The organism is Aequitasia blattaphilus (genome assembly GCF_024721305.1).
GTDB classification, from domain to species: Bacteria; Bacillota; Clostridia; order Lachnospirales; family Lachnospiraceae; genus Aequitasia; species Aequitasia blattaphila.
Window position 1 is genome coordinate 159,042 of record NZ_JAMXOD010000001.1, and the last position, 22,154, is coordinate 181,195.

At 38.9% G+C, this 22,154-nt stretch carries 24 protein-coding genes; 18 read left to right on the plus strand and 6 right to left on the minus strand.

What is annotated here, in order from left to right; genetic code table 11:
- Positions 1-29: 29 nt before the first annotated feature.
- Genes NHH15_RS00765 through trmL form a run of 5 tightly spaced genes read left to right on the plus strand, consistent with a single transcriptional unit; the run spans position 30 to position 4,193 of the window.
- On the plus strand, positions 30-1,508 hold the full coding sequence (locus tag NHH15_RS00765; RefSeq protein ID WP_262064725.1) for a VanW family protein: 1,479 nt from the start codon (positions 30-32) through the stop codon (positions 1,506-1,508).
- Between the two features lie 5 nt (positions 1,509-1,513).
- Positions 1,514-2,029, plus strand: a complete 516-nt coding sequence (locus NHH15_RS00770; RefSeq protein WP_262064726.1) for an AIR synthase-related protein — start codon at positions 1,514-1,516, stop codon at positions 2,027-2,029.
- A gap of 12 nt (positions 2,030-2,041) precedes the next feature.
- Positions 2,042-2,533, plus strand: coding sequence for an Lrp/AsnC family transcriptional regulator (locus NHH15_RS00775; protein ID WP_262064727.1), 492 nt, complete (start codon positions 2,042-2,044; stop codon positions 2,531-2,533).
- Entirely contained in the window at positions 2,533-3,705 is a 1,173-nt protein-coding gene (locus NHH15_RS00780; RefSeq protein ID WP_262064728.1) for a pyridoxal phosphate-dependent aminotransferase, read from the plus strand. The genes NHH15_RS00775 and NHH15_RS00780 overlap by 1 nt, the downstream gene beginning before the upstream one ends.
- The gene (gene trmL / locus NHH15_RS00785) at positions 3,702-4,193 is read left to right on the plus strand and encodes a tRNA (uridine(34)/cytosine(34)/5-carboxymethylaminomethyluridine(34)-2'-O)-methyltransferase TrmL (protein WP_262064729.1); all 492 of its coding nucleotides are present in this window, start codon (positions 3,702-3,704) and stop codon (positions 4,191-4,193) included. Before NHH15_RS00780 ends, trmL begins: the two co-directional genes overlap by 4 nt.
- 9 nt (positions 4,194-4,202) lie before the next feature.
- On the opposite strand, the gene NHH15_RS00790 is transcribed toward trmL, so the two are convergent.
- The 4 genes from NHH15_RS00790 to NHH15_RS00805 all read right to left on the minus strand — a co-directional run bounded on the left by NHH15_RS00790 (position 4,203) and on the right by NHH15_RS00805 (position 9,075).
- Positions 4,203-5,150 carry a DMT family transporter gene (locus tag NHH15_RS00790; protein WP_262064730.1) on the minus strand — a complete coding sequence of 316 codons (948 nt, stop codon included), beginning with the start codon at positions 5,148-5,150 and terminating at the stop codon, positions 4,203-4,205.
- Complete coding sequence (gene hypD, locus NHH15_RS00795; protein WP_262064731.1) at positions 5,113-7,488, minus strand: trans-4-hydroxy-L-proline dehydratase; 2,376 nt, start codon at positions 7,486-7,488, stop codon at positions 5,113-5,115. Before hypD ends, NHH15_RS00790 begins: the two co-directional genes overlap by 38 nt.
- A 4-nt stretch (positions 7,489-7,492) precedes the next feature.
- Positions 7,493-8,359 carry a glycyl-radical enzyme activating protein gene (locus NHH15_RS00800; RefSeq protein ID WP_262064732.1) on the minus strand — a complete coding sequence of 289 codons (867 nt, stop codon included), beginning with the start codon at positions 8,357-8,359 and terminating at the stop codon, positions 7,493-7,495.
- Between the two features lie 86 nt (positions 8,360-8,445).
- Positions 8,446-9,075: a GntR family transcriptional regulator gene (locus NHH15_RS00805; RefSeq protein WP_262064733.1), complete on the minus strand. Its 630-nt coding sequence runs from the start codon at positions 9,073-9,075 to the stop codon at positions 8,446-8,448.
- 161 nt (positions 9,076-9,236) lie between these two features.
- On the opposite strand from NHH15_RS00805, the gene proC reads away from it, so the two are divergent.
- From proC to NHH15_RS00840, 7 genes are read left to right on the plus strand one after another with little or no spacing between them, the layout of a single operon-like run.
- Positions 9,237-10,034 (plus strand): pyrroline-5-carboxylate reductase, encoded by a 798-nt coding sequence (gene proC / locus NHH15_RS00810; RefSeq protein ID WP_262064734.1) that lies wholly within the window; start codon positions 9,237-9,239, stop codon positions 10,032-10,034.
- Positions 10,035-10,076: 42 nt separating this feature from the next.
- The gene (locus NHH15_RS00815; RefSeq protein ID WP_262064735.1) at positions 10,077-10,658 is read left to right on the plus strand and encodes a TetR/AcrR family transcriptional regulator; all 582 of its coding nucleotides are present in this window, start codon (positions 10,077-10,079) and stop codon (positions 10,656-10,658) included.
- Positions 10,659-10,668: 10 nt separating this feature from the next.
- Complete coding sequence (locus NHH15_RS00820) at positions 10,669-11,259, plus strand: DUF4317 domain-containing protein (RefSeq protein WP_262064736.1); 591 nt, start codon at positions 10,669-10,671, stop codon at positions 11,257-11,259.
- A 5-nt stretch (positions 11,260-11,264) separates the two neighbouring features.
- Positions 11,265-11,876, plus strand: a complete 612-nt coding sequence (locus tag NHH15_RS00825) for a class I SAM-dependent methyltransferase (protein ID WP_262064737.1) — start codon at positions 11,265-11,267, stop codon at positions 11,874-11,876.
- Positions 11,873-12,343 (plus strand): NUDIX hydrolase, encoded by a 471-nt coding sequence (locus NHH15_RS00830; RefSeq protein WP_262064738.1) that lies wholly within the window; start codon positions 11,873-11,875, stop codon positions 12,341-12,343. The genes NHH15_RS00825 and NHH15_RS00830 overlap by 4 nt, the downstream gene beginning before the upstream one ends.
- A gap of 46 nt (positions 12,344-12,389) precedes the next feature.
- On the plus strand, positions 12,390-12,833 hold the full coding sequence (locus tag NHH15_RS00835; RefSeq protein WP_262064739.1) for a hypothetical protein: 444 nt from the start codon (positions 12,390-12,392) through the stop codon (positions 12,831-12,833).
- A 22-nt stretch (positions 12,834-12,855) separates the two neighbouring features.
- Positions 12,856-13,578: a phage Gp37/Gp68 family protein gene (locus NHH15_RS00840; protein ID WP_262064740.1), complete on the plus strand. Its 723-nt coding sequence runs from the start codon at positions 12,856-12,858 to the stop codon at positions 13,576-13,578.
- Between the two features lie 105 nt (positions 13,579-13,683).
- Here NHH15_RS00840 and NHH15_RS00845 read toward each other — a convergent pair whose 3' ends face one another.
- A complete protein-coding gene (locus NHH15_RS00845; protein WP_262064741.1) occupies positions 13,684-14,709 on the minus strand; it encodes a LacI family DNA-binding transcriptional regulator in 1,026 nt (341 codons plus the stop codon).
- 256 nt (positions 14,710-14,965) lie between these two features.
- Between NHH15_RS00845 and NHH15_RS00850 the strand changes: the two genes are divergently transcribed.
- Genes NHH15_RS00850 through NHH15_RS00875 form a run of 6 tightly spaced genes read left to right on the plus strand, consistent with a single transcriptional unit; the run spans position 14,966 to position 21,398 of the window.
- A complete protein-coding gene (locus NHH15_RS00850; RefSeq protein ID WP_262064742.1) occupies positions 14,966-15,832 on the plus strand; it encodes a D-psicose 3-epimerase in 867 nt (288 codons plus the stop codon).
- Between the two features lie 12 nt (positions 15,833-15,844).
- Positions 15,845-16,783, plus strand: a complete 939-nt coding sequence (locus tag NHH15_RS00855; RefSeq protein WP_262064743.1) for a sugar kinase — start codon at positions 15,845-15,847, stop codon at positions 16,781-16,783.
- Positions 16,784-16,804: 21 nt separating this feature from the next.
- Positions 16,805-18,295: a sugar ABC transporter ATP-binding protein gene (locus tag NHH15_RS00860; protein WP_262064744.1), complete on the plus strand. Its 1,491-nt coding sequence runs from the start codon at positions 16,805-16,807 to the stop codon at positions 18,293-18,295.
- A gap of 29 nt (positions 18,296-18,324) precedes the next feature.
- Complete coding sequence (locus NHH15_RS00865; protein ID WP_262064745.1) at positions 18,325-19,299, plus strand: ABC transporter permease; 975 nt, start codon at positions 18,325-18,327, stop codon at positions 19,297-19,299.
- A 28-nt stretch (positions 19,300-19,327) separates the two neighbouring features.
- The gene (locus NHH15_RS00870) at positions 19,328-20,338 is read left to right on the plus strand and encodes a sugar ABC transporter substrate-binding protein (protein WP_262064746.1); all 1,011 of its coding nucleotides are present in this window, start codon (positions 19,328-19,330) and stop codon (positions 20,336-20,338) included.
- Between the two features lie 40 nt (positions 20,339-20,378).
- Positions 20,379-21,398 (plus strand): zinc-dependent alcohol dehydrogenase, encoded by a 1,020-nt coding sequence (locus NHH15_RS00875; RefSeq protein ID WP_262064747.1) that lies wholly within the window; start codon positions 20,379-20,381, stop codon positions 21,396-21,398.
- 287 nt (positions 21,399-21,685) lie between these two features.
- Here the strand turns inward: NHH15_RS00875 and ribH are convergent, their stop codons facing one another.
- Positions 21,686-22,147 carry a 6,7-dimethyl-8-ribityllumazine synthase gene (gene ribH, locus NHH15_RS00880; RefSeq protein WP_262064748.1) on the minus strand — a complete coding sequence of 154 codons (462 nt, stop codon included), beginning with the start codon at positions 22,145-22,147 and terminating at the stop codon, positions 21,686-21,688.
- Positions 22,148-22,154: the final 7 nt, after the last annotated feature.

A 22,154-nucleotide genomic window follows, 5' to 3' on the forward strand; every position in this document is an offset into this window, starting at 1 on the left:
AAAAAAAGAGAATGGAAAGAAGAAAACGGATGAGGCGAAAAAGACAAATTGCTCTTTTTGGCCTTATTTGTGTTATCGCAATAATCATTTTTGGAATTATTACAATAAGTACCTATAAATACGTAAAAAATCATACAGATGATAAAATATGTAATAATATATACGTAGATGACATTAATATTTCTGGAAAAACTAAAAAAGAAGCAAAAAAAATTGTGAACGAGCATTTGGAGGAGGTAAAAGCCGCAAATGTTACGGTTTTAGTGGGAGAACAGGAGGTTGTTCTGCCTTTAAGTGCATTGGGGATTCAATATAAGGAGCTGGACAAAACCTTGGAAGATGCGGTAAATTATGGAACTAAGGGAAATATATATTCCCGATATTTCCAGTTGAAGAAGCTGGAAAAGGAAAAGAAGACTTTTCCAATCCTATTTACTTTGGATGAAGGTGCTGGAAAAGAACAGATACAAAGCATGGTTTATCCACTCAGTAATTTTGCGAAAAATGCAACTTTAATTGTGGAAGGGGATACAATTAAGGTGGAAAAGGAAGTGGATGGAACGAAGGTTGATGTGGACAAAACCTTCCAGAAGATGATACAGAAGTTGAACAATGCATGGGATCACAATGATTTTAGAATGAAGGCAAAGATTGTGGAAGATGTACCAAGTGTGAAAGAGGAAGATTTGAAAGATATCAAAGATTCCTTAGGAAGCTTTTCAACGGATGTGGGGTATGGTGATAACAGAGTCAATAATATTCGAGTCGGTGTCCAGCGGACACTGGGCTTTCTTCTCCCTCCGGGAGAAGAATATTCCTTTTTGGAAAAAGCAATGCCTTTTACCGAAGAAAGCGGCTACCTTCCGGCGGGAACCTACGAAGGTGGAGAGGTAGTAGATAGCTTAGGAGGCGGGATTTGTCAGGTATCGACAACTCTATACAATGCACTTTTGTATGCAGAACTGGAAATGGTAGAGCGCTATCCTCATTCCATGACAGTACCTTATGTAAAGCCATCAAGGGATGCAGCAATCGCTGAAGATGCTTTAGACTTGGTATTTAAAAATAACTATGATTACCCCATTTATGTTTATGGTGAAATTACACCGGAGAACCAGCTTTCAATAGTGGTTTACGGAAAAGAAACCAGAGACCCGGGACGAAGAGTAGAATACGAAAGTGAGGTAGTTTCAACAGAAGATTATCAAACAACCTATGTGGAAGATTATCAATCTCCAATAGGCTCTACTATGGCAAGTGGAAATGCAAGTACAGGAATTGAAGCGCGATTGTGGAAGATTGTATATGAGAATGAAGTTGAGGTTTCCAGAGATGTGGCAAACAATAGTCATTACCAGAGATCGGATCGAGTGGTGAAAGTTGGTACCGCATCGGAGAACCCAAATGCCAGTAGTCTTGTAAGGAGTGCGATTTCATCTCAGGATTCAACTGCTATAGCCAATGCAATCTCACAGGCTGCAAGCATGGAAACGGGAACGGGAGAGTAGAGAAAATGGAAATCATATTGGGAAATTACGCCGGACTTTTCGGTACAATTCAATTGGTAAAGGAAAAAGAGGCAGAGTTGAGTCTTCGTTTTCCAGGGTTTTTTCTGAAAAATATTTTGGAGATTGAGCCTTTCTGGGAAAAAAATGTGAAAGAGTATATAAAGCATATACCGGATACCTTTGTCATAAATGGAGGTAGAGGAGGTATATATGCGGCACTGTATCAGCTTTCCATTCAACAAAAGACAGGGTTTGAAATCTATTTAAAGGAGATTCCGATTTGCCAGGAAACCATAGAAATTACAGAGGTTTGGGGATTAAATCCCTATTGTTTAAATGCAAAAGGATGCGTTGCGATTGCAACGAAAAATGGAGAAGAGGTTTTAAAGGAATTAAGAAAAGAACAGATCATTAGTGCTCGGGTTGGAGGTTTTACCAAGGGAAAGGAACGTAAAATTTTCGTTGGTGAAAGTTGGAAACGCATTAATAAACCGGGAATTGATGAATTGGAAAGAATCTGAGGAAGGAAAGACATGGAAAAGGTAAGAAAATCAATATTAAAATATATAGAAAAGAATAGCCGTGTGGATTTAAAGGAGCTGGCAATTTTAATCGGAAGTGATGAGATTACAGTGGTAAATGAACTGGCTGGAATGGAACAAGAAGGGATTATCAAGGGATTTCATACCCTTATTGACTGGTCAAGGACAGGAGTAGAAAGAGTAACTGCTCTTATCGAAGTGCGAGTGACACCAACCAGGGGAGAGGGATTTGACAAGTTAGCAAAGAGAATCTGCAAGTATCCAGAAGTGACATCTGCGTATCTTATTTCTGGTGCGTATGATTTGCTTATTACATTGGAGGGCAAGACGTTACTGGAGATATCCACTTTCGTTTCTGAAAGACTTTCTCCAATGGAGGATGTAATGAGTACGGCAACCCATTTTATCTTAAAAAAATATAAAGATTATGGAATCACTATGTTTAGCAGCGAGAAAGCGGAAAGGATGCCGGTGACCCCCTAATGAGAAATCCATTGTCAGATAAAGTAACAGCAATTAAGCCATCGGGAATCCGAAAGTTTTTTGACTTGGTAAGTGAAATGCCAGATGCCATTTCACTAGGGGTAGGAGAACCCGATTTTGAAACACCTTGGCGCATTAGAGAAGAGGGAATTTATACGTTAGAAAAAGGAAAAACCTTCTATACGTCAAATGCAGGGTTAAAGGAACTAAAGGATGAAATTGGGAAATATTTGAAGCGTAAAATAAAGGTAAAGTATAAATCAGAGGAGATTTTGGTGACGGTAGGAGGAAGTGAAGGGATTGACTTAGCATTCCGTGCTATGTTGGATCAGGGTGATGAGGTATTGATTCCCCAGCCGAGCTTTGTATCTTATCTTCCTTGCGTTAGCCTTGCAGGGGGAACTCCTGTTGTAATTGATTTGCAGGAGAAAAATGACTTTAAGCTGACGAAGGAAGAATTAGAGGCAGCCATTACGCCTAAGACAAAAATGTTGGTAATGCCTTATCCGAATAACCCAACGGGTGCAATTATGACTAGAGAAGAACTGGAGCCGATTGCAGAGCTAGTGAAAGAACATGACCTTTATGTATTGTCGGATGAAATCTATAGTGAGCTGACTTATGGACAGGAGCATACATCAATCGCATCTCTTCCAGAAATGAAAGAAAGAACTTTAATTATTAATGGATTTTCAAAAAGCTATGCCATGACTGGATGGAGACTGGGGTATATCTGCGGACCTGGAAATATTGTGGAACAAATGCTTAAGATTCATCAGTTTGCAATTATGTGTGCGCCAACGAATAGCCAGTATGCGGCAATAGAAGCACTAAAGCATTGTGATAAAGATGTGAAGGAAATGAGAACCGCCTATAATCAAAGAAGAAGATTTTTAATGCATTCATTTGAAAAAATGGGATTGCAATGCTTTGAACCTTTTGGAGCTTTTTATGTATTTCCAAGTATTCAAGAATTCAATATGACTTCTGAGGAATTTGCAACCAGGCTTTTGGAGGAAGAAAAGGTGGCAGTGATACCGGGAACGGCATTTGGTGAATGTGGAGAAGGTTTCTTACGTGTATCTTACGCCTATTCTATTGACAGCTTAAAGATTGCGATGGAAAGACTGGCGTGTTTTATTAGTCGATTAAGAGAAGAGGAAAGAGCATGATACACATTGTATTATTAGAACCGGAAATACCGGCTAATACCGGGAATATTGGAAGAACTTGTGTGGCTACAGGTACGAAACTGCATTTGATTGAGCCTCTTGGATTTCGATTAAATGAAAAGAATCTAAAGCGGGCGGGAATGGACTACTGGAAAGATTTAGATGTAGCCACTTACATTAATTTTGAAGATTTTATGGAGAAAAACAATTCACCAAAGCTTTACATGGCAACGACAAAGGCAAAACAGACTTATGCAGAGGTAGAATATGATTCGGACTGCTATATTATGTTTGGAAAAGAAAGTGCCGGAATTCCGGAGAGTTTATTAAAAGGCAATATGGAAAATTGCATACGAATCCCTATGAGCGGAGACAGTAGGTCTCTCAATCTAGGGAATTCTGTAGCAATTATTTTATACGAAGCGTTAAGGCAAAAGGGATTTGCAGACCTTCGAATGGAAGGCGAACTTCACGGAACAAAGGAATAGAGTCGTGTTTTAGTTTTTTTCTCGGTTTACAATCACAATTCCTACGCTGACCATCAGAAGTGCTAAGATATTTTGAACCGATAGGATTCTCTCCCCCAGAAGGAGACCGGATAAGAAGACGCCAAAAACCGGGATCGTAAATCCGAAAATGGCGACCTTTCCAACGGGATTGTATTTTAAAAGCATGGACCAAAGGCTAAAAGCAACAGCCGTAAGGAGCCCAAGATAGAGGAAAAGTAAAGCAGACTTGGGTGTGAACCCGCCTACGTTCCCGCCTAAAATCAAACCAAGAGCAATCAAAAGGAAGCTCCCAAACAGAAGCTGAAAGGCTGTAATTGTAATGGGGCTTTCTTTTTTTGAAATCATTTTCAGGGTAACGGTACTGGTTCCATAGAGAATGGAGCAAAGTAGAATAAGCCCTTCACCGTTCCATGCAAATCCGCCTCCCATTTCACCGGAAGACAGATTGACCACAATCACGCCCAAAAGACCGAATATACAGCCGATTACCTTCTTGCCGGTCATCTTCTCGGATTTCAAGAGGAAGTGAGCGACAATAATAGAGACGAATCCATTTGTGGCATTAATAATGGAGCCCTTTGCTCCTGTTGTATGAGCAAGACCAATGTAAAAACAGATGTACTGCAGAGTAGTCTGTAATAGTCCCTGACCGAAAATATACGGAATGGAAGAGGGCTTCATACGAAGAACCCTCTTTTCCAAAATGCTTCCAATCACAAAGACGATGATTCCTGCCAGAAGAAAGCGATACCCGGCAAAGAGTATCTGACTTCCGGCGCCTTTGATTTGAAACCATTGATATCCTATTTTGATAGCGGGGAAAGCACTCCCCCATAGGCAGCAGCACAAGGATGCAAGTAAAAAAATAACTACGGGATTTGTAAATCCACTTTTTCGTTTAGTTGAAGCTTTGTTCTGTTCGGTTAATGATTTCATCTTGTAGTTCCTTACTTAAATTACGGAAATGATCACTATATCCTGCAACCCGAACGATTAAATCTTTATAATCCTCAGGATGTTTCTGGGCTTGAATGAGGGTCTCCCGGTCAATTACATTAAACTGGATGTGATGTCCGTCCATGTTAAAGTAGGTGCGAACCAGATTTGCCATCTGTTTTAGACCCTCCTCACCAGCAACTACTTGGGGTGTGAATTTTTGGTTTAAAAGAGTTCCTCCCGTTTGAAGGTGGTCCATTTTAGAGGCAGATTTGATTACTGCAGTAGGACCATTTATATCGGCACCTTTTTCAGGAGAAATTCCTTCGGACACAGGTTTGTGTGCCAGTCTTCCGTTGGGGCTGGCTGTCATTACTTCTCCAAAGTACACATGGCAGGTAGTGGGAAGCATATTAATACGATAAAAGCCTCCGTTCATATTGGGGCGGCCTGTTACTTCTTTTCGGTACATTTCAAAAACACTTTTCATAATATCGTCTGCGTAATCCTCGTCATTACCATACTTTGGCGTTTTATTGCGCACCATATTTAGAAGCTGGTCATGACCCTGGAAGTTATCTGAAATTCCAGCCATAAGCTCTTCCATTGTAAAGTTTTTCTTGTCATATACGTTGTACTTTATAGCAGCAAGGGAATCGGTAATCGTTCCAATACCAACTCCTTGGATATATTTTGTGTTATAGCGGGCTCCTCCGGCATTATAATCTTTTCCGGTGGAAATACAGTCATTGGTTATAATCGAAAGGAAGGGCGCAGGCATATAATTTGCATAGATTTGTTCAATCACATTGCTTCCCTTTACCTTGATATCGATGAAGTATTTAATCTGTTTTGAGAAAGCTTCAAAAAGCTCCTCGTAAGTTTGAAAATCTTTTGCTTCTCCAAGCTTAAGACCTAACTGTTTCCCGGAAACCGTATCATAGCCATTTGTCAATGTCAACTCAAAAATCTTAGGGATATTAAAATAACCGGTTAAGATATAAGCTTCATTTCCAAAGGCACCTGTTTCGACACAACCACTGGTTCCGCCACATCTTGCATCTTCCAGTGATTTCCCCGCATTTAGAAGCTCTTGGATGATGGCTTCCGTGTTGTAAAAGGCAGGTTGTCCCCAGCCGTGTCTGGACACTTCACATGCTCTTTTCAGGAACTTTGCAGGTGTTTTTTTACTGATTTGAACATTAGAACTAGGCTGTAAAAGCTGCATTTCCTCCATACAATCTAAGATTAGATAGCTGACATTATTCACACCATTTTCGCCAGTGGGAGTAATTCCACCGGTGTTAATATTTGCGAAATCTGTGTAAGTACTACTTTCCTTTAGAGTAATACCTACTTTTGGAGGTGCTGGCTGGTTGTTAAATTTAATCCAGAGACATTCTAAAAGCTCCAGGGCTTTTTCATCATCCAGAGTACCTTTTTCTACGTCATTTTCATAAAAGCCATTTAGATGTTGATCCAATCTGCCTGGACTATAGGCATCCCATGGGTTTAATTCCGTTGTAACTCCTAAGTGTACGAACCAGTACATCTGAATTGCCTGCCAATAGGTCTGGGGTTTATGTGCAGGAACAACATCACAGTTTTGGGCAATTTGAAGAAGCTCTTCTTTTCTCTGTTCGTTGGTTTCTGTTTCAGCCAGCTCTCTTGCGTAAGCGGCATATCGCGCCCCCAGAATCAGAATTCCATCACAAGCAATCATCATTCCCTTTAACTGATCCATTTTTTTTGTTGCGTGAGGATCATTTAATAAATCTAAGTTGTCCATAGAATTTTGAATGTCTTTTTTGTAGTCTAAAAATCCTTTTTCGTATATTTTAAATGAGCCCACTGTATGACCAGGACCACGCTGTTCCATGAATTCAGTGAAAAGACCGGCTTCATAAGCATTTTTCCAGTCCTCTGTCATGTTGTCAAGAATTCGTTTTCGAATGGAGCGCTTTTCCCAAAAAGGTATTACAGAGTCTTTCTGATAAGTATAATCTTCCTCTTTTACCTGGAAGTTTATCAGTTCCCTGTCATTCATAACGTGCATGTCTTCAATGGTATGACAGCAGAGCTCTGGAAAGGTAGGAGAAGCTTGGGGAGAATCTCCTTTTTCCCCGACAATCAATTCGCCATCTCCAATGTAGAGTTTTTTGGTAGAGAAATAGTCTTTTAAAACCATTGCACGAAGCTCAGGAACTGACATAGAACCTTCATACCTTTCATAGGTTTTCGTCATACTTTTTGTTCGCTCCATATCAATGTGTGCTCTGGTCTCTAAGCTTTTCCTTCTCAAACTGCGAATACGTGCATTCATGCCTCTTTCTTCCATTTCATTATCCTCCAATCTTCGTATTGTGAAATCCTGCATTTATAAAGAGTTTTTTAAAATTCTCCATCTCTTCAGGAGAGGGTGGAGTAAAAGCTTTTCCCTGATATTGCTTTCCAAGCTTTTCGTATTTTCCAGATCCCGTGTTGTGGTAAGGAAGAAGATGAATACGTTGTACAAGGATATTATTGTTTGTAAGAAAATCTATGATCTCCTGCAAATCCTCTTTTGAACCATTCACTTCTTTTATCACCGGAATGCGAATATGAAGCTTTCCCCCATCTTGTGAGAGACGAATCAAGTTTTCAAGGATTAATTGGTTATCCTTACCGATATACTTCTTATGCTTCTCTTGATTCACCAGCTTGACATCATAGAGAAATGTATCTGTAAAAGGGAGGATACGTTGAATATTTTCATAGGGGACATAACCACAAGTATCAATATTGGCAGGAATCCCAATACGTGACAGCCGCATCATAAGCGTTTCAATGTAATCCATGTCCTGAGCTAATACCTCGCCGCCGGAAAGGGTCACACCCCCGCCGGATTCCTCATAAAACATTTCATCTTTTTTTAGCTCCTTTAAGAGATTGGGTATGGTATATTCTTCACCAGCAATCTCCCGCAGGTTTAAAGGACATACATCCACACAAGTGCCACAGCTTTGACAAGAGTCAAAGGGACAGGCAGCTTTACATTTCCCACAGTTAATGCAAGCCTCTTTGTCGGAAAGCAATTCTCGTTGATAGCTTTGGGTTTCAGGATTATGGCACCAAATACAATTCAAAGGGCATCCTTTGAAAAAAACGGTAGTGCGAATCCCATCTCCATCATGTATGGAATACTTTTGTATTCCGGTAATTAGAGTCATAAGCACCTCCTTTTAGACTGTAGTTTGAACTATAGTCTAAAAGTAACAATGAAACAAAGAATTGTCAAGAAAAAAACTGCAGCCCATTAAAGAGTTGCAGTTTCTTTTCCTGTCACAAAATGATCTTTTTCTAAGATACTATAGGCGCCTTCAAAGTCATTGCTTCGCATAAGTTCAACCATTCTTCGCAAATTTTCATTGGTTTGATGAATTGCCATACCGTGTTTTACAGAATATTGGCCCATACGAACAAGTTCATAGAGATTGTTTTCATAAATCCGGTTGATACGACTGTTTTCAAAGACGCTGATAATTTCCATATGCATCTCGATATCGGCAATCTCCCAGTCATAGATATCTTCGGCATTGGCAAACATACGGACAACCTTTTCTTCAATGCGGTAAGAGAACTCTGTCATACGATTTTCATCAAATATCATACGAAAGGCTTTGGACTCTAAGATTTCCCGTAATTGATAGATTTCGTCAATATCTTTTTGCGTGATGGGTTTTACAATGATGGATTTGTGATAATCCGTTAGAAGCAGTCCTTCGATTTCTAACTGCTTCACAGCTGTTCGTATTGGATTTCTGCTCATCCCAAGCTCATTTGCAAGACCAGTTTCTGTCAAAGCTGAGCCGGGAGGATAGACAAGCTTTAAGATGTTATCTTTAATGCTCTCATAGGCTAAATCGGATAAGGATGCTTTCTTCATAATCATAACCTCTTTTCTACGTTGGTTACTTGTAATTGTATACATTTAGGCATGAAAAATCAAGGAAGCTATTGACAAAAGAAGGAGTAAATGGTAAGTTGTATTCAAAATAATACAATGTATACAATTAAAGAAAACGAATACAATAGAGGAGGAATAAGATGTATAAACTAGGATTTATTGGATGTGGCAATATGGCAAAAGCAATGCTTGGAGGAATACTGGAACATAAGACTTATGATGCAATCGAAATAATCGGATCAGACCCCTTTGAGCCAAGCAGGAGGAGTGCAGAAGAAAAGTTTGGAATTCATGTGACCGAGGATAATTGTGAGGTGGTTCAGAATTCAGAGATTGTTATACTATCTGTGAAACCGCAATATTGTGAAGCGGTTATTCGGGATATTAAAAAAGCAGCAAGAGAAGATCAGCTGTTTATTACGATTATTCCGGGGAAGACATTGGGATGGCTGGAAGAGAAAATGGAAAAAAAAGTAAAGGTTGTTCGTACCATGCCGAATACTCCGGCAATGGTGAATGAAGGTATGACAGGTGCTTGTTGTAATGAAGCTGTTAATGAAGAGGAAATTGAAAAGGCAAAGAAAATTTTATCCGGGTTTGGAAAAGTTGAGTTTGTACCAGAGAATCTTATGGATATTGTAACAGGAGTAAGTGGAAGCTCTCCAGCCTATACCTTTCTCTTTATAGAAGCATTAGCAGATGGTGCAGTGGCAGGAGGGATGCCAAGAAGTCAGGCATATCGATTTGCGGCTCAGGCTGTTCTTGGAAGTGCAAAGCTGCTCTTAGAGACAGGAAAACATCCAGGAGAGTTAAAGGATATGGTATCAAGTCCAGGTGGAACTACCATAGGTGGAATAAGGATTCTCGAAAAAAACGGATTCCGAAGTAGTGTCATGGAAGCGGTTTTAGAAGGAGCCAGGATTGCAAAGACATTATAAACACGGTATACTTGTGACACCAGATAACAAGGAGATAAAAAATTGAGTGAGAACAAGTTAAGTGTTAAAAATAGAATTATTCAGTCAGCATGGGAGCTTTTTCGAAAAAAGGGATATGAGGAAACAACGGTGGAGGATATTATCATAAATTCGGATACATCCAAGGGCTCCTTTTATTACCATTTTTCTGGGAAGGATTCACTTTTAGATACTTTGGCTGATATGTTAGATAAAAAATACTATGAGTTGGAAGAGAAAATGGATCCGAAGATGAATAGTTTTGACAAGCTTCTCTTTCTGAATTATGAAATGCATCGCTATATGGAGGATAAAATCAGTTTGGATTTGCTTGCCTCACTGTATTCTTCTCAGCTCTCCTCAAAAGGTGAAAAGAAGTTGCTGGACCGGAATCGAAAGTATTATCGTTTGATTTCTTCGATTATTGAAGAGGGGCAAAGCAGGAACCAGATCGTAAGAGATAAGACAATACATCAAATTACTCAGTATTATGCCATATGTGAACGGGCTCTGGTTTCGGATTGGTGTATGAACAAGGGAAGCTATTCTCTTGCGGCATATAGTAGAGAAACGATGCCTATTATGATGACTTATTACAAGATATAGGGAGCGGACTATGAAAAAGGGCAGGAAAATAAATCGGGAAGATATGCTGGAGCTTACCAGAAGAATGACCACGACACGAAATTGCTTTACTCGGATTGCAGGTGCATACTTTGATGAAGAGGGATATATAGATGGAACCTTTAATACCAGTTTTTTAAAGCTTTCACCAAAAGAGAAGAATAAAAATCTGGAAATCGCTAAAGCAATTCCTTTTTCAGAAACGAATGTTCAATTAATTGGATACCAGTTTGAGAAAGAGGATGAAAAGACGGGAAGCCTTTGGCAGATGTTAATGGCACTGAAAGAATGTGAGCTTAAAAATGATGGATTACTGGATGTTTTTTACGAGGTAATGGGAGAGAGGTATTCCTTAAAGGGGCCTTTTGCAATTTATCTGTTTTATGGAAATTATGATGTGCCAATGAAGGCAAAAGACGGTGAGAGATTAGATGAATCGGAAGAGGTGTATAGCTTTATTATCTGTGGGATTTGTCCCTTTCATGGAGACTATGAGTTGGATCCTCCGAAAAAGGGATTTCTTTTTCCGGCTTTTGTGGATCGCAGCAGTGATATTCACGGGATTGGGATTTATAAGGAGTAGATGCTATGGGAAACATAGAGATATTTGAGCGTATTGCGTATCAATATGATACAGAGAAGCGTATAGAGGTAGCGAAAATCTGTTCCGATGTGATTCGGACGAATATCCAGCAGGGCAATACAAAAGAGAAAGCACTGGTTGATTTTGGGTGTGGAACAGGGCTTGTTGGCATGGAATTTCTGGAAGACTTTAAAACCGTTTTATTCATTGATTCCGCACAAAAAATGACAGAAGTTGTAGAGCAGAAAATTGAACAACTACAGACAGAGAATGCCACAACACTGTGTCTGAATTTAGAAGAAGAGAGTGTGAGAGATATTAGAGGAGATTATATTTTCATCGTACAGACGCTTCTTCATATTAAGGATACGGAGTTTATATTAAAGCAGTTGTTTCAGATGCTGAATCCAAATGGTCATCTTATCATTATTGATTTTGATAAGAATCCAACCATTGTGTCCCAAGATGTTCACAATGGATTTGACCAGAACGACTTAAAGAGGACAATGGAAAAAGTGGGTTTTTCTAAAGTGCAGAGTGCGTTATTTTATCACGGAGAAAAGCTGTTTATGAACGAGGATGCTGCACTATTTATTATGGATGGAGAGAAAGAATGACAGATATCAGTACCTTGTGTTACATTGAGCGGGATAATCAATATCTTATGCTCCACAGAATTTCGAAGAAAAATGACGTGAATGCCGGGAAATGGATTGGCGTGGGCGGTCACTTTAAAGAGAACGAGAGCCCGGAAGAATGTCTCCTAAGGGAAGTGAAAGAAGAGACGGGATTAACCTTAACCTCATATCAATTCAGAGGAATTCTGACCTTTATATCAGGAACCGGTATTACGGAATATATCATGTTATATACGGCAGATGGATTTGAGGGAGACTTAACCGACTGTGATGAAGGACATCTTGAGTGGATCGAAAAAGAAAAGCTTTTTAATCTTTCGCTTTGGGAAGGAGATAAGATATTTTTAAAACTCTTACAAGAGAGAAGAGAGTTCTTTTCTTTAAAGCTTGTTTACGATGGAAACGACAACTTGATTGAAACTATCTTGGATGGAAAGGCAGAGTAATGGATAAAAACATGCAATTTACAACCTATGTAATGGAGGAAGTGATATGGACTTGGACTATATGTTGCTACTTTTAGAGGATAAGGATACATCGAAAGCATTTGAAGCGTTGAAAGAATTAGAGCTAATGTCGGATGATACAGCAATATTATATCCTTATATAGATAAATTTGTAGAAATGATAGGCGATAAAAAATATGTGATACGAGTACGAGGATTTCGATTGTTCTGTAAACAAGCGCAATGGGATTCGGACGGTGTAATTGATGAAAACATAGAAGAGGCACTTTGTATTCTTAATGATGAAAAACCAACAGCTGTCAGGCAAGCACTTGCGTCATTAAAAGATTTGGTTCTATATAAAGAGGAGTTAAGAGATATCGTGAAGGAAAAGGTATTGGCAATTGATTACTATAAGTATAAAGACACAATGCACAGTCTGATTGCAAAAGATATTGATTCCTTATTAGAGGCTATGTTGGAAAAGTAAATCAAATGTTAAGGAGCGGTGTATGAATTGGGAACCATGGACAGGCTGTTATAGAATGAGTGCTGGTTGTGATCAGTGCTATTTCTACGGGCCAAATGCGAAAAGATATGGTCAAAACACAATTGAAAAAACGGATAAATTTGATTGGCCAATTAGGAGAAATAAAAAGGGTGAATATAACATTAAGGGAGATAAAATTCTGGCCACTTGCTTTGCAACGGATTTTTTTCTTCCCGAAGCTGATGAATGGCGTAAAGAAGTTTGGAAGATGATAAAAGAGCGGCAAGATATTGATTTTTTGATTTTAACGAAGCGGATTGACCGATTTCTGGAATCTCTTCCCGAGGATTGGGGCGAAGGGTATGATAACATTAATATTGGATGTACGGTTGAGAATCAGGAAATGGCGGATTACCGCCTTCCTCTGTTTTTATCCTATCCCATGAAGCGCCGATTTATTGCCTGTTCTCCCTTGTTAGAGGAAATTGATCTGTCACCTTATCTTGCAGGAGTAGATCATGTCTCTTTAAGCGGTGAGAATGGGCGGGATGCAAGAGAGTGTGACTATGATTGGGTGCTAAATATTCGTGATCAATGTGTTAAAGCAGGAGTCACATTCTGGTTTAAGAGTACCGGAACATTTTTCAAGCGTGACGGTGTAGTGGAGAAAATCAATCCTTTCAAACAGGGAAGCTTAGCAAAAGAATTGGACATCAGCTTTTTAGATGGGAAAAAGCTATTTTAATATGGGAGATAAGTCCGAAATATAATTGGGTATTCTACAAGAATTTGAAGGATACCCAATTTTTTTGAGGTATAACTTGCTAGTTAGTGAAATACTCTACTATTTTTAGACTAATTCTTTCGTAATAATCTCGACGGGGATTTCAAAAAAATGAGAGGATGGTCTTTGTTTTTTCATAAGGTAGTCAAAAAGTTCTTTGACCAATTGGTACCCTTGTACTTCAGCACTTTGGCTTAAAACAAAATCAAGTGAGTCATCCTCCAAAAGCTTCTCTGTTTCTGGAACTAAGTCATGGCAAATCAGCCGCGTATTATAAAGGCGATTAACAAGCGACAAAGCGTTAACGGCGCCATCGCAACCGCTACTGGTGAGATAAATTCCGTCAATTTCAGGATAGAGGTTACAGTATTCTAATGTCAATTTGAAAGCCTCGTCCCTTTTATCTTGGTTTTCCCTAATTTCCAAAATTTTAAAAGGATTTTTACACTGGGATATTCTTTGTGTAAAGCCTTCTAACCGATCTTGGTGGCAAGACAATTCACGAGAACTGGTAATAATACAGATGTTTCCACCGGCAGGTAATAATTTTTCCATCAACCCTGCAGCAATGCGTCCTCCTTTGACGTGATCTTGTCCAACGTAACGAAAGTCTTGTATGCCTTCTAATTTTGAATTCCAAGTTAAGATAGCAATGCCATTTTTCGCTAATTGGTTGGCTTTGAGGATTACTTGTTCGTCGTCAAGTGGAATGAAAGCGATTCCCTCTACGCCCAAAGTTTCCAATTCGCTTAGAATGCTTACGAGTTCGGCGGGTTCTAATGTGGTTAGCATCTTGACTATAATGGTGAAGCCGAATTGACTATACTCTTGTTCGGCTCTTCGTATACCGTGCAGAATTGTCTGGATAAATGGATTGTGATCGGGGGTTAATATGATTCCAATCTTCATTGGTTCCTTGCTTTGCACCAGTGCTTTGCCTAGAAGATTAGGTTGATAATTTAATTCCTCGATAATTGTTTCAATTCTATCACGAGTTTCCTTTTTTACACCGGGTCTATGGTTTATGACTTTATCTACGGTGGCACGAGAAACATTTGCTAACTGTGCAATTTCTTTAATTGTTACGGACATCGTGATTCTCCTTACTATCAAGTATTTTATATACGTATATGCTATCATAAATATCGAAATGTGTCTACTAATACGGCAAAAAAATATATACGAGCACATTGAATAAGCAATAAAAACTAACGATGAGTAAAAATGCACAAAAAAAGAAAGAAATTAGTGTGAATAATTACAGATTGCACAGTGAAATAGAGTGTGATAGTATATGAATTAAATTGAGCACGAGCACAATTTGTAAAAAGCGAGAAGGAGAAAGATTATGAAATTTGGTACGAGTTATTCTTACTGGGGAAATGTATGGAGTTGTAATTATTGTGAAGTAATAGAGAAAGTGGCAAAGATTGGCTTTGACATGTTAGAAGTTGGAGCTGATCATTTATATCATATGGATGATGATGAGTTAGAAAAGTTACGTAAATTAGCAATAGAATATGGTGTCGAGCTGGTTGCGAACAGTGGACCGGCAAAAGAATATGATTTGGCCAATAAAGATAAGAATATTCGGGAGAACGGTATTTCATTTTTTGAAAAAGTGATGGAACAGATGAAAAAGATAGATAGTCATAAATTGATTGGGGCAATTTATTCATTTTGGCCAAGTGATTTTATGGAAACGGATAAAGTTATTGCGTGGGAAAGAAGCATTGATTCCTTGAAAATACTTGCAAAGAAAGCAGAAGCCATGGATATACATATATCCCTGGAAGTTTTAAATCGCTATGAAACTTTTATACTAACAGATTGTAAAGAAGCGAAAAAGTACTGCGAGCAGGTGGGTAGCCCGAATATAGATATTCTATTGGATACCTTCCACATGAATATCGAAGAGGATAATATGGCAGAGGCAATTCGTGAGTGCGATGCTATGCTTGGTCATTTCCATGTAGGAGAAGGAAATAGAAAATTACCGGGCATGAACAATTCGATTGATTGGGATGCAGTTGCGCAAGCATTGAAGGACATTGCTTATAATAAAGGCGTGGTAATGGAGCCATTCATGATTTCGGGCGGTGAAGTTGGAAGAGATATAAAAGTATGGCGCGATTTAAGTGAAGGTGCATCTCAGGAACAACTTACTATGCACATAACCGAATCGTTACGGTTTCTAAAGAAAAAGTTTTTGTAAGGAGGTACAAAAGTGGCAGAAGTTTGGATTATGGGTGAAATGATTGTTGAGATTATGAGGGAGAAAGAAGATGTTTCGTTGGATGTTGAGGGAACATTTAGAGGACCTTACCCAAGCGGAGCACCAACAATTTTTATTGATACAGTAGCTAGATTGGGACATAGTGCCGGTATTATTGGCGGGGTTGGGAATGATGATTTTGGAAAAAACTTATTGGACAGAATGCAGAAGGATGGTGTGAATATTTCTCAAGTGATTAAAAGTGATGAAAAATCCACCGGGGTAGCATTTGTGACTTACTTTTCAGATGGATCGAGAAAATTTATTTTCCATATGGGAAATACTCCGGCAGTGGAAGCAAAAATGCCAGCGGAAGATATCTTTGATGGTATTAAATATTTTCATATTATGGGATGTTCGTTGATGGCAAGTAAAGCATTTGCAAAGGAGATTGTCAAAACAATGAAGTTGGCAATTCGCAGAGGTGCAAAAATATCTTTTGACCCCAATATACGAAAGGAGCTTTTACAAGATGATTCAGTGAATCAGGTGGTTGCAGAAGTCGTAAAACATACGAATATTTTCATGCCTGGAGTTGAGGAGTTACTTAGTATAACTGGCAAGAAGGATGTAAAAGAGGCGATTTTACAGTGTTTTGAAAATGAGAAGTTAGAAATACTGACTTTAAAAAATGGATCCCAAGGGTGTACGGTGTATACGCGTGGTGAAACGCTACAGGTGGGAGTATATCCGATTATCCAAAAAGATGCGACTGGGGCAGGAGATAGTTTTGATGGAGCCTTTATTAGTGGATTGTTAGAAGGAAAATCATTATTGGACACTACAAAAATGGCTGCTGCTGCTGGTGCCCTAAACGCAGCAGAATTTGGCCCGATGGAGGGGAAAATAAATCAAGAAACAATACAAAGAATCATAAATGAAAATGCCTGATAGAAAAGGTAGGGAGGTATTATGGAAAAGGATATCAAACTTGAACTGGTAGGAATATCAAAAAGTTTCCCCGGTGTAAAGGCATTGGATGGTGTAGATATTGTTCTGCGTAAAGGTTCAGTGCATGCAGTTGTTGGAGAAAATGGTGCTGGTAAATCAACTTTGATGAAAATAATTAATGGGTTGTACAAAAGAGATGCAGGTACGGTTCGTTTGGATGGAAAAGAGGTAATGTTTTCAGGACCGATGGAATCCTCGGAAGCAGGAATTGCAATGATATATCAAGAATTAAATTTTTTCCCGGAGCTTTCAATTGCAGAAAATATATTTATGAAAAGACAGCCAGGTAAAACCGGCATTGTAAACTGGAAGACAATGGTGGAAGAAACACAACGGATTCTTGATGCAAACGAGTTGTCTTATGATCCCAAAATGAAAATAAAAAATTTGCCGATTGCCAGTATTCAGATGCTTGAAATTGTAAAAGCAGTTGCTTTTAAAGCACAAGTCATTATTATGGATGAACCAACCTCGTCAATATCTGACAAAGAAGTGGCATTACTTTTTAAAACAATTGAACGATTGAAAAAGCAGGGAATTAGTTTTCTATATATCAGTCATAAAATGGAAGAGATATTTAAAATAGCAGATGATATCACGATTATTCGTGATGGTAAAACGATCATCTCGGGGGCAGTATCAGATTTTGATGAAGATTCTATTATTGCCCATATGGTTGGTCGATCTATCGACAACATTTATCCGAAAGAAAATATACCGATTGGAGAAGTTGCATTTGAAGCAAAACACTTATCAAGTAAGGGAATGTTTGAAAAAGTATCATTTGATGTTAAAAAGGGTGAAATAGTTGGACTGGCAGGCTTAGTAGGAGCAGGAAGAAGTGAGGTGTGCCGAGCAATATTTGGATTGGATTCGTTGGATTCAGGTGAGATTTTGTTGAATGGGAATGCCTATAAACCGAAAGATGTTACTCATGCTATAAAAAATAAGATTCTCATGATTACTGAAGATCGAAAAAAAGAAGGTATTGTAGGTGTTAGAAGTTGCCGTGAAAACATCACCCTTACAAGTCATCATATTCGTAAAGGGATATTAATGGATTTGAAAAAGGAAATTAAAGAGGCAACCGAAATGTCGAAGAAACTGAATGTAAGATTTGCAGGTATCGAAACTCCGATTGGGTCATTAAGCGGAGGGAATCAGCAGAAGATACTTTTGGCTAGATGGTTGATGCTGGAGAGTAACCTATTGATTTTGGATGAGCCAACAAGAGGAATTGATGTTGGAGCGAAATTAGAAATATATAATATAATAATTGATTTGGCAAAGAAGGGTTACTCAATATTGATGATTTCCTCAGAACTGCCGGAGTTACTGGGGATGTGTGACAGAATTTATGTAATGAGTCAAGGGCGTGTTACGGGCTGTTTGGAGCGTGAAGAGTTTGGTCAAGAAGAAATCATGCAGCTGGCAACTCGGTTGGTTAAATAGTGTTAAAGGAAGATTAGGAGGATAAAAACATGAAATTGAAAACGAAACCAAATCTGAGTAAATATTCGTTGATACTGATTTTAATCGGTATGATTGCAATTTGCTCGCTCTTGTCTGAGAATTTTCTGACCAGAGCAAATATTACCAATATTTTTAAGCAGGTTAGTATAGTAACAATATGTGCATTTGCACAAGGGATGATTATTATTTCGGGTGGAATTGATTTGTCAATTGGATTTTTGGCTGGGATGTCTGGAACTTTTGCCTGTATTATGTATGTTTCAACAGGGAATTTGCTAATTGCATTTCTGTTCGGTTTGTTATTAGGTGCAGCAGTGGGAGCAGTAAACGGGTTATTTGTGGCATATTTTGATTTACCACCATTTATTGTTACGCTGGCAATGCAGTCGGTATGTTTCGGAATAATTTGTTTATATACGGGTGGACAAAATGTTTACAAAATAGGAGGATTTAAAGTACTAGGTCAAAGCAGTGTGGCTGGAGTTATACCTATTACTGTTGTATTTATGCTGGTAATGCTTTTAATTACTCATTTCGTTTTAAAGTACACGAAATTTGGTCGCTATTTATATGCGATTGGTGGGAACCCAGAAGCATCAATCGCTGCGGGGATTCAGGTTTGCAAGGTGAAGTGGGCCGCGTTTATTGTATCCGGGTTATTTGCGGCCGTTGCGGGAATGGTTATGATGGGTCGCTTAAATGCAGGAATTCCAAGTGAAGGTGGTGGGTTTGAAACGGATGCAATTACGGCTACGGTCATTGGTGGAACTAGCTTTTCAGGAGGTGCAGGTACTGCATTTGGTACATTCCTGGGTTCAATTATTATTGGTGTGCTAAATAATATTATGAATCTGATGGGTGTGGATTCCTATCTACAGATGATTATAAAAGGATTCATTATTGTATTGGCGGTATTGGCAGATAGCTTGTCAAAGAAACAAAAGACGAGTGTCAAAATTATGGCATCAAGCTCTGATGCATAGGCAGAGAAAAATAAAGGAGGAAAATTTAATGAGAAAGAAAAGAGTTTTAAGCGTGCTAATGGTAATGGTGATGGCAATATCCATGCTTGTTGGATGTGGAAAATCAGCAGGAGGAAGTGAAGCAGGTGACAAGAAGGAGAGTAAGAAAGACGTTTTCAAAGTGGCATTTTTACCGACAGATATGTCTCTTACATTTGCATCGTGGTTAGCAAGTGAATTGCAAACTGCATTTGAAGGCTATGATGATATGGAATTGACAGTCATTGACTCAAAAAATCAATTGGAAACACAGCTTAGTTCTATGGAAACTTGTGTATCTCAAGGATATGACTACATTATCTTGCTTCCAATCGAGCCAGCGGCAGAAGATGACATTGTACAAGGATATGTTGAAGATGGAACTCCAGTTATGATGATTAATCTTGACGACTTTGGTGTTGAAGAAGCTTCTAGTGTAATTGCGAACCCTTACGATCTTGGAACTGTAGTTGCGACACATGCAATGACATTGCTTGAAGAAGATGCTAATGTGGTAGTTTTATTAGGACCATCAGGCAATACCGATTCTATAGAACGTCGTAAAGCATATGAAGATATCATGTTTCAAAAGTATCCTAATGTTACCATTTTAGATGAACAATTGGGGGATTGGGAGAAATCAAAAGGCATGGATTTGATGGAAAGCTGGATTCAGGTACATGGTGATAAAATTGATGCAGTTGTATCAATGAATGATGCAATGGCAATAGGTGCTTATGAGGCGGCAAAGGATGCTGGCCTAGCTGACAAAATGATGTTCTTTGGAGTAGATGGACTTGCTGATGCAGCAGTTTCGATAGAGGACGATGAGTTGACGGCAACTGCACTACAAGATGCTAAGGTAATGGCAGAAGAAGGCGCACGTGTATGTCATGAAGTATTAACAGGAAAAAACGAAAAGGGCTTTGAAAAAGTTCAGATTCCGGTTACACTAATTACAAAAGAAAATGTTGAGGAGTTCATTACGCGTTATAAAGAAAATGGAATGCTTACAGAGTAGATGTAGAAGAATGATGAACTGACAATTGGAGGAAATATTAATGAAACAAGCGATACTAACAGCACCAGAAACAATTGAATTTAGTGAAATCTCAAATCCAGATATTATGCCACATCAAATTCTGATAAAAGTTAAGAATATTGGGATATGTGGATCCGATATCCATGCATACTATGGGAAACACCCATTTATGTCATTTCCGATTCGACTAGGACATGAAATGGCTGGAGAAGTTATGGAGTTCGGGAGTCAGGTGACAGGATATGAAGTGGGTGATCTCGTGACAATTATGCCACAAGAATTTTGTCATGAATGTGAACCTTGCCAACAAGGAAGGTATAATATATGTAATACGTTAGATGTTATTGGTTGTCAGACACCAGGAGCTGCTTGTGAATATTTTTCAGTTGATGCTGCATTGGTGAAAAAAATCCCTCTAGGAATGTCCGCTGAGATGGCGGCGACAATTGAGCCAGCAGCAGTAGGTGTTCATGCAGTACGTCAGGGGACTTCTGTGAAAGGTAAAAATGTTGTGGTTATGGGAGCAGGAACAATAGGGAATGTGACTGCCCAGGCGGCAATGGCTGAGGGTGCAAAAAGTGTTTTGATTACAGATCTTTCAGAATATCGTTTGGAGCTAGCGAAAAAGTGTGGAATACCCTATGGTGCGAATACAGGGAAGAAGTCTATGAAAGAAGCCATTGCAGATTCCTTTGGTTCCGAAGGAGCAGATATATTTTTTGAATGTATCGGAATTGGATCCGCAGTAAACCAAGCAATTGAATGTTCCAAGAAGGGGCATGATATTATTATTGTTGGTGTTTATGGTACAACACCTGAAATCAATATGGCCTGGGTGCAGGATCGTGAATTTCGGTTGATTGGTTCCTTGATGTATGTGGAAAAAGACTTCCAAGATACAATTGATTATATGGCAGTGAAAAAAATCAATATGGAACCATTGATTTCTAAGGTGTTTTCTTTTGATGAATATGCAGAAGCATTTCACTATATTGAAGAGAACAAAGATACGAGCTTGAAGGTATTAATAGAAATGTAAGCAATACATAGCGTATTATTTATTATAGTTATCTGTGGGTGTACAGGTGACACAAAATTTGTCAACACTTTTTGTCCACTGATAGCTGAAACAAGCAACCGAAAGACTATGTTCATAGACAGCTGTGGTGCTGTGTTGGGTATTACAGATACTATACAGGTAAGAAATCTAGGGGGATTTAAAAAGAAGAGTTAGGGGGCATTGTCCAACAGTTACAGGTGGGATTGGTAAGGGAATGACGATGATTTTACATGTAACTGTTGGCAGTGCTGACACAAATTCTATTCTTATAGATATGAGGTAAGAGAAATCATTTCCAATAAGCCTTGAGCGGTTTCGCTTCCCTTATTTCCAGCTTTGGTACCGGCACGCTCAATTGCCTGCTCAATGGTTTCTGTCGTTAAGACACCGAACATAACGGGAATATCTGCTTCCAAGCAAATGTGGGAGATTCCCTTAGCAACTTCGTTTGAGACTAGCTCATAGTGGGTGGTAGAACCGCGAATAACGGCACCGAGGGTAAGAACACCATCATATTTCCCGCCATCCACAATTTTCTTTGTAACATAGGGAATCTCAAAGGCTCCCGGTACCCAGTAAACATCTATGTTTTCTTCTGGCACACCGTGACGGAGGAGATTATCCTTTGCTCCAGATAACAGACTTGAGGTGATAAAATCATTGAAGCGAGATATCACAATTCCTACTTTAATATTTTTTCCTTGAAATGTACCTTCAAATGTATTCATATGTTTT

Coding starts and splice junctions, on each gene's coding strand:
- NHH15_RS00870 (WP_262064746.1), top strand. CDS start 19,328: ATGAGAAAGAAAAGAGTTTTAAGCGTGCTAATGGTAATGGTGATGGCA.
- NHH15_RS00805 (WP_262064733.1), bottom strand. CDS start 9,075: ATGAAGAAAGCATCCTTATCCGATTTAGCCTATGAGAGCATTAAAGAT.
- proC (WP_262064734.1), top strand. CDS start 9,237: ATGTATAAACTAGGATTTATTGGATGTGGCAATATGGCAAAAGCAATG.
- NHH15_RS00770 (WP_262064726.1), top strand. CDS start 1,514: ATGGAAATCATATTGGGAAATTACGCCGGACTTTTCGGTACAATTCAA.
- NHH15_RS00780 (WP_262064728.1), top strand. CDS start 2,533: ATGAGAAATCCATTGTCAGATAAAGTAACAGCAATTAAGCCATCGGGA.
- NHH15_RS00845 (WP_262064741.1), bottom strand. CDS start 14,709: ATGTCCGTAACAATTAAAGAAATTGCACAGTTAGCAAATGTTTCTCGT.
- NHH15_RS00860 (WP_262064744.1), top strand. CDS start 16,805: ATGGAAAAGGATATCAAACTTGAACTGGTAGGAATATCAAAAAGTTTC.
- NHH15_RS00875 (WP_262064747.1), top strand. CDS start 20,379: ATGAAACAAGCGATACTAACAGCACCAGAAACAATTGAATTTAGTGAA.
- NHH15_RS00765 (WP_262064725.1), top strand. CDS start 30: ATGAGGCGAAAAAGACAAATTGCTCTTTTTGGCCTTATTTGTGTTATC.
- NHH15_RS00820 (WP_262064736.1), top strand. CDS start 10,669: ATGAAAAAGGGCAGGAAAATAAATCGGGAAGATATGCTGGAGCTTACC.
- hypD (WP_262064731.1), bottom strand. CDS start 7,488: ATGGAAGAAAGAGGCATGAATGCACGTATTCGCAGTTTGAGAAGGAAA.
- NHH15_RS00800 (WP_262064732.1), bottom strand. CDS start 8,359: ATGACTCTAATTACCGGAATACAAAAGTATTCCATACATGATGGAGAT.
- NHH15_RS00865 (WP_262064745.1), top strand. CDS start 18,325: ATGAAATTGAAAACGAAACCAAATCTGAGTAAATATTCGTTGATACTG.
- NHH15_RS00830 (WP_262064738.1), top strand. CDS start 11,873: ATGACAGATATCAGTACCTTGTGTTACATTGAGCGGGATAATCAATAT.
- ribH (WP_262064748.1), bottom strand. CDS start 22,147: ATGAATACATTTGAAGGTACATTTCAAGGAAAAAATATTAAAGTAGGA.
- NHH15_RS00825 (WP_262064737.1), top strand. CDS start 11,265: ATGGGAAACATAGAGATATTTGAGCGTATTGCGTATCAATATGATACA.
- NHH15_RS00850 (WP_262064742.1), top strand. CDS start 14,966: ATGAAATTTGGTACGAGTTATTCTTACTGGGGAAATGTATGGAGTTGT.
- NHH15_RS00790 (WP_262064730.1), bottom strand. CDS start 5,150: ATGAAATCATTAACCGAACAGAACAAAGCTTCAACTAAACGAAAAAGT.
- NHH15_RS00840 (WP_262064740.1), top strand. CDS start 12,856: ATGAATTGGGAACCATGGACAGGCTGTTATAGAATGAGTGCTGGTTGT.
- NHH15_RS00835 (WP_262064739.1), top strand. CDS start 12,390: ATGGACTTGGACTATATGTTGCTACTTTTAGAGGATAAGGATACATCG.
- trmL (WP_262064729.1), top strand. CDS start 3,702: ATGATACACATTGTATTATTAGAACCGGAAATACCGGCTAATACCGGG.
- NHH15_RS00775 (WP_262064727.1), top strand. CDS start 2,042: ATGGAAAAGGTAAGAAAATCAATATTAAAATATATAGAAAAGAATAGC.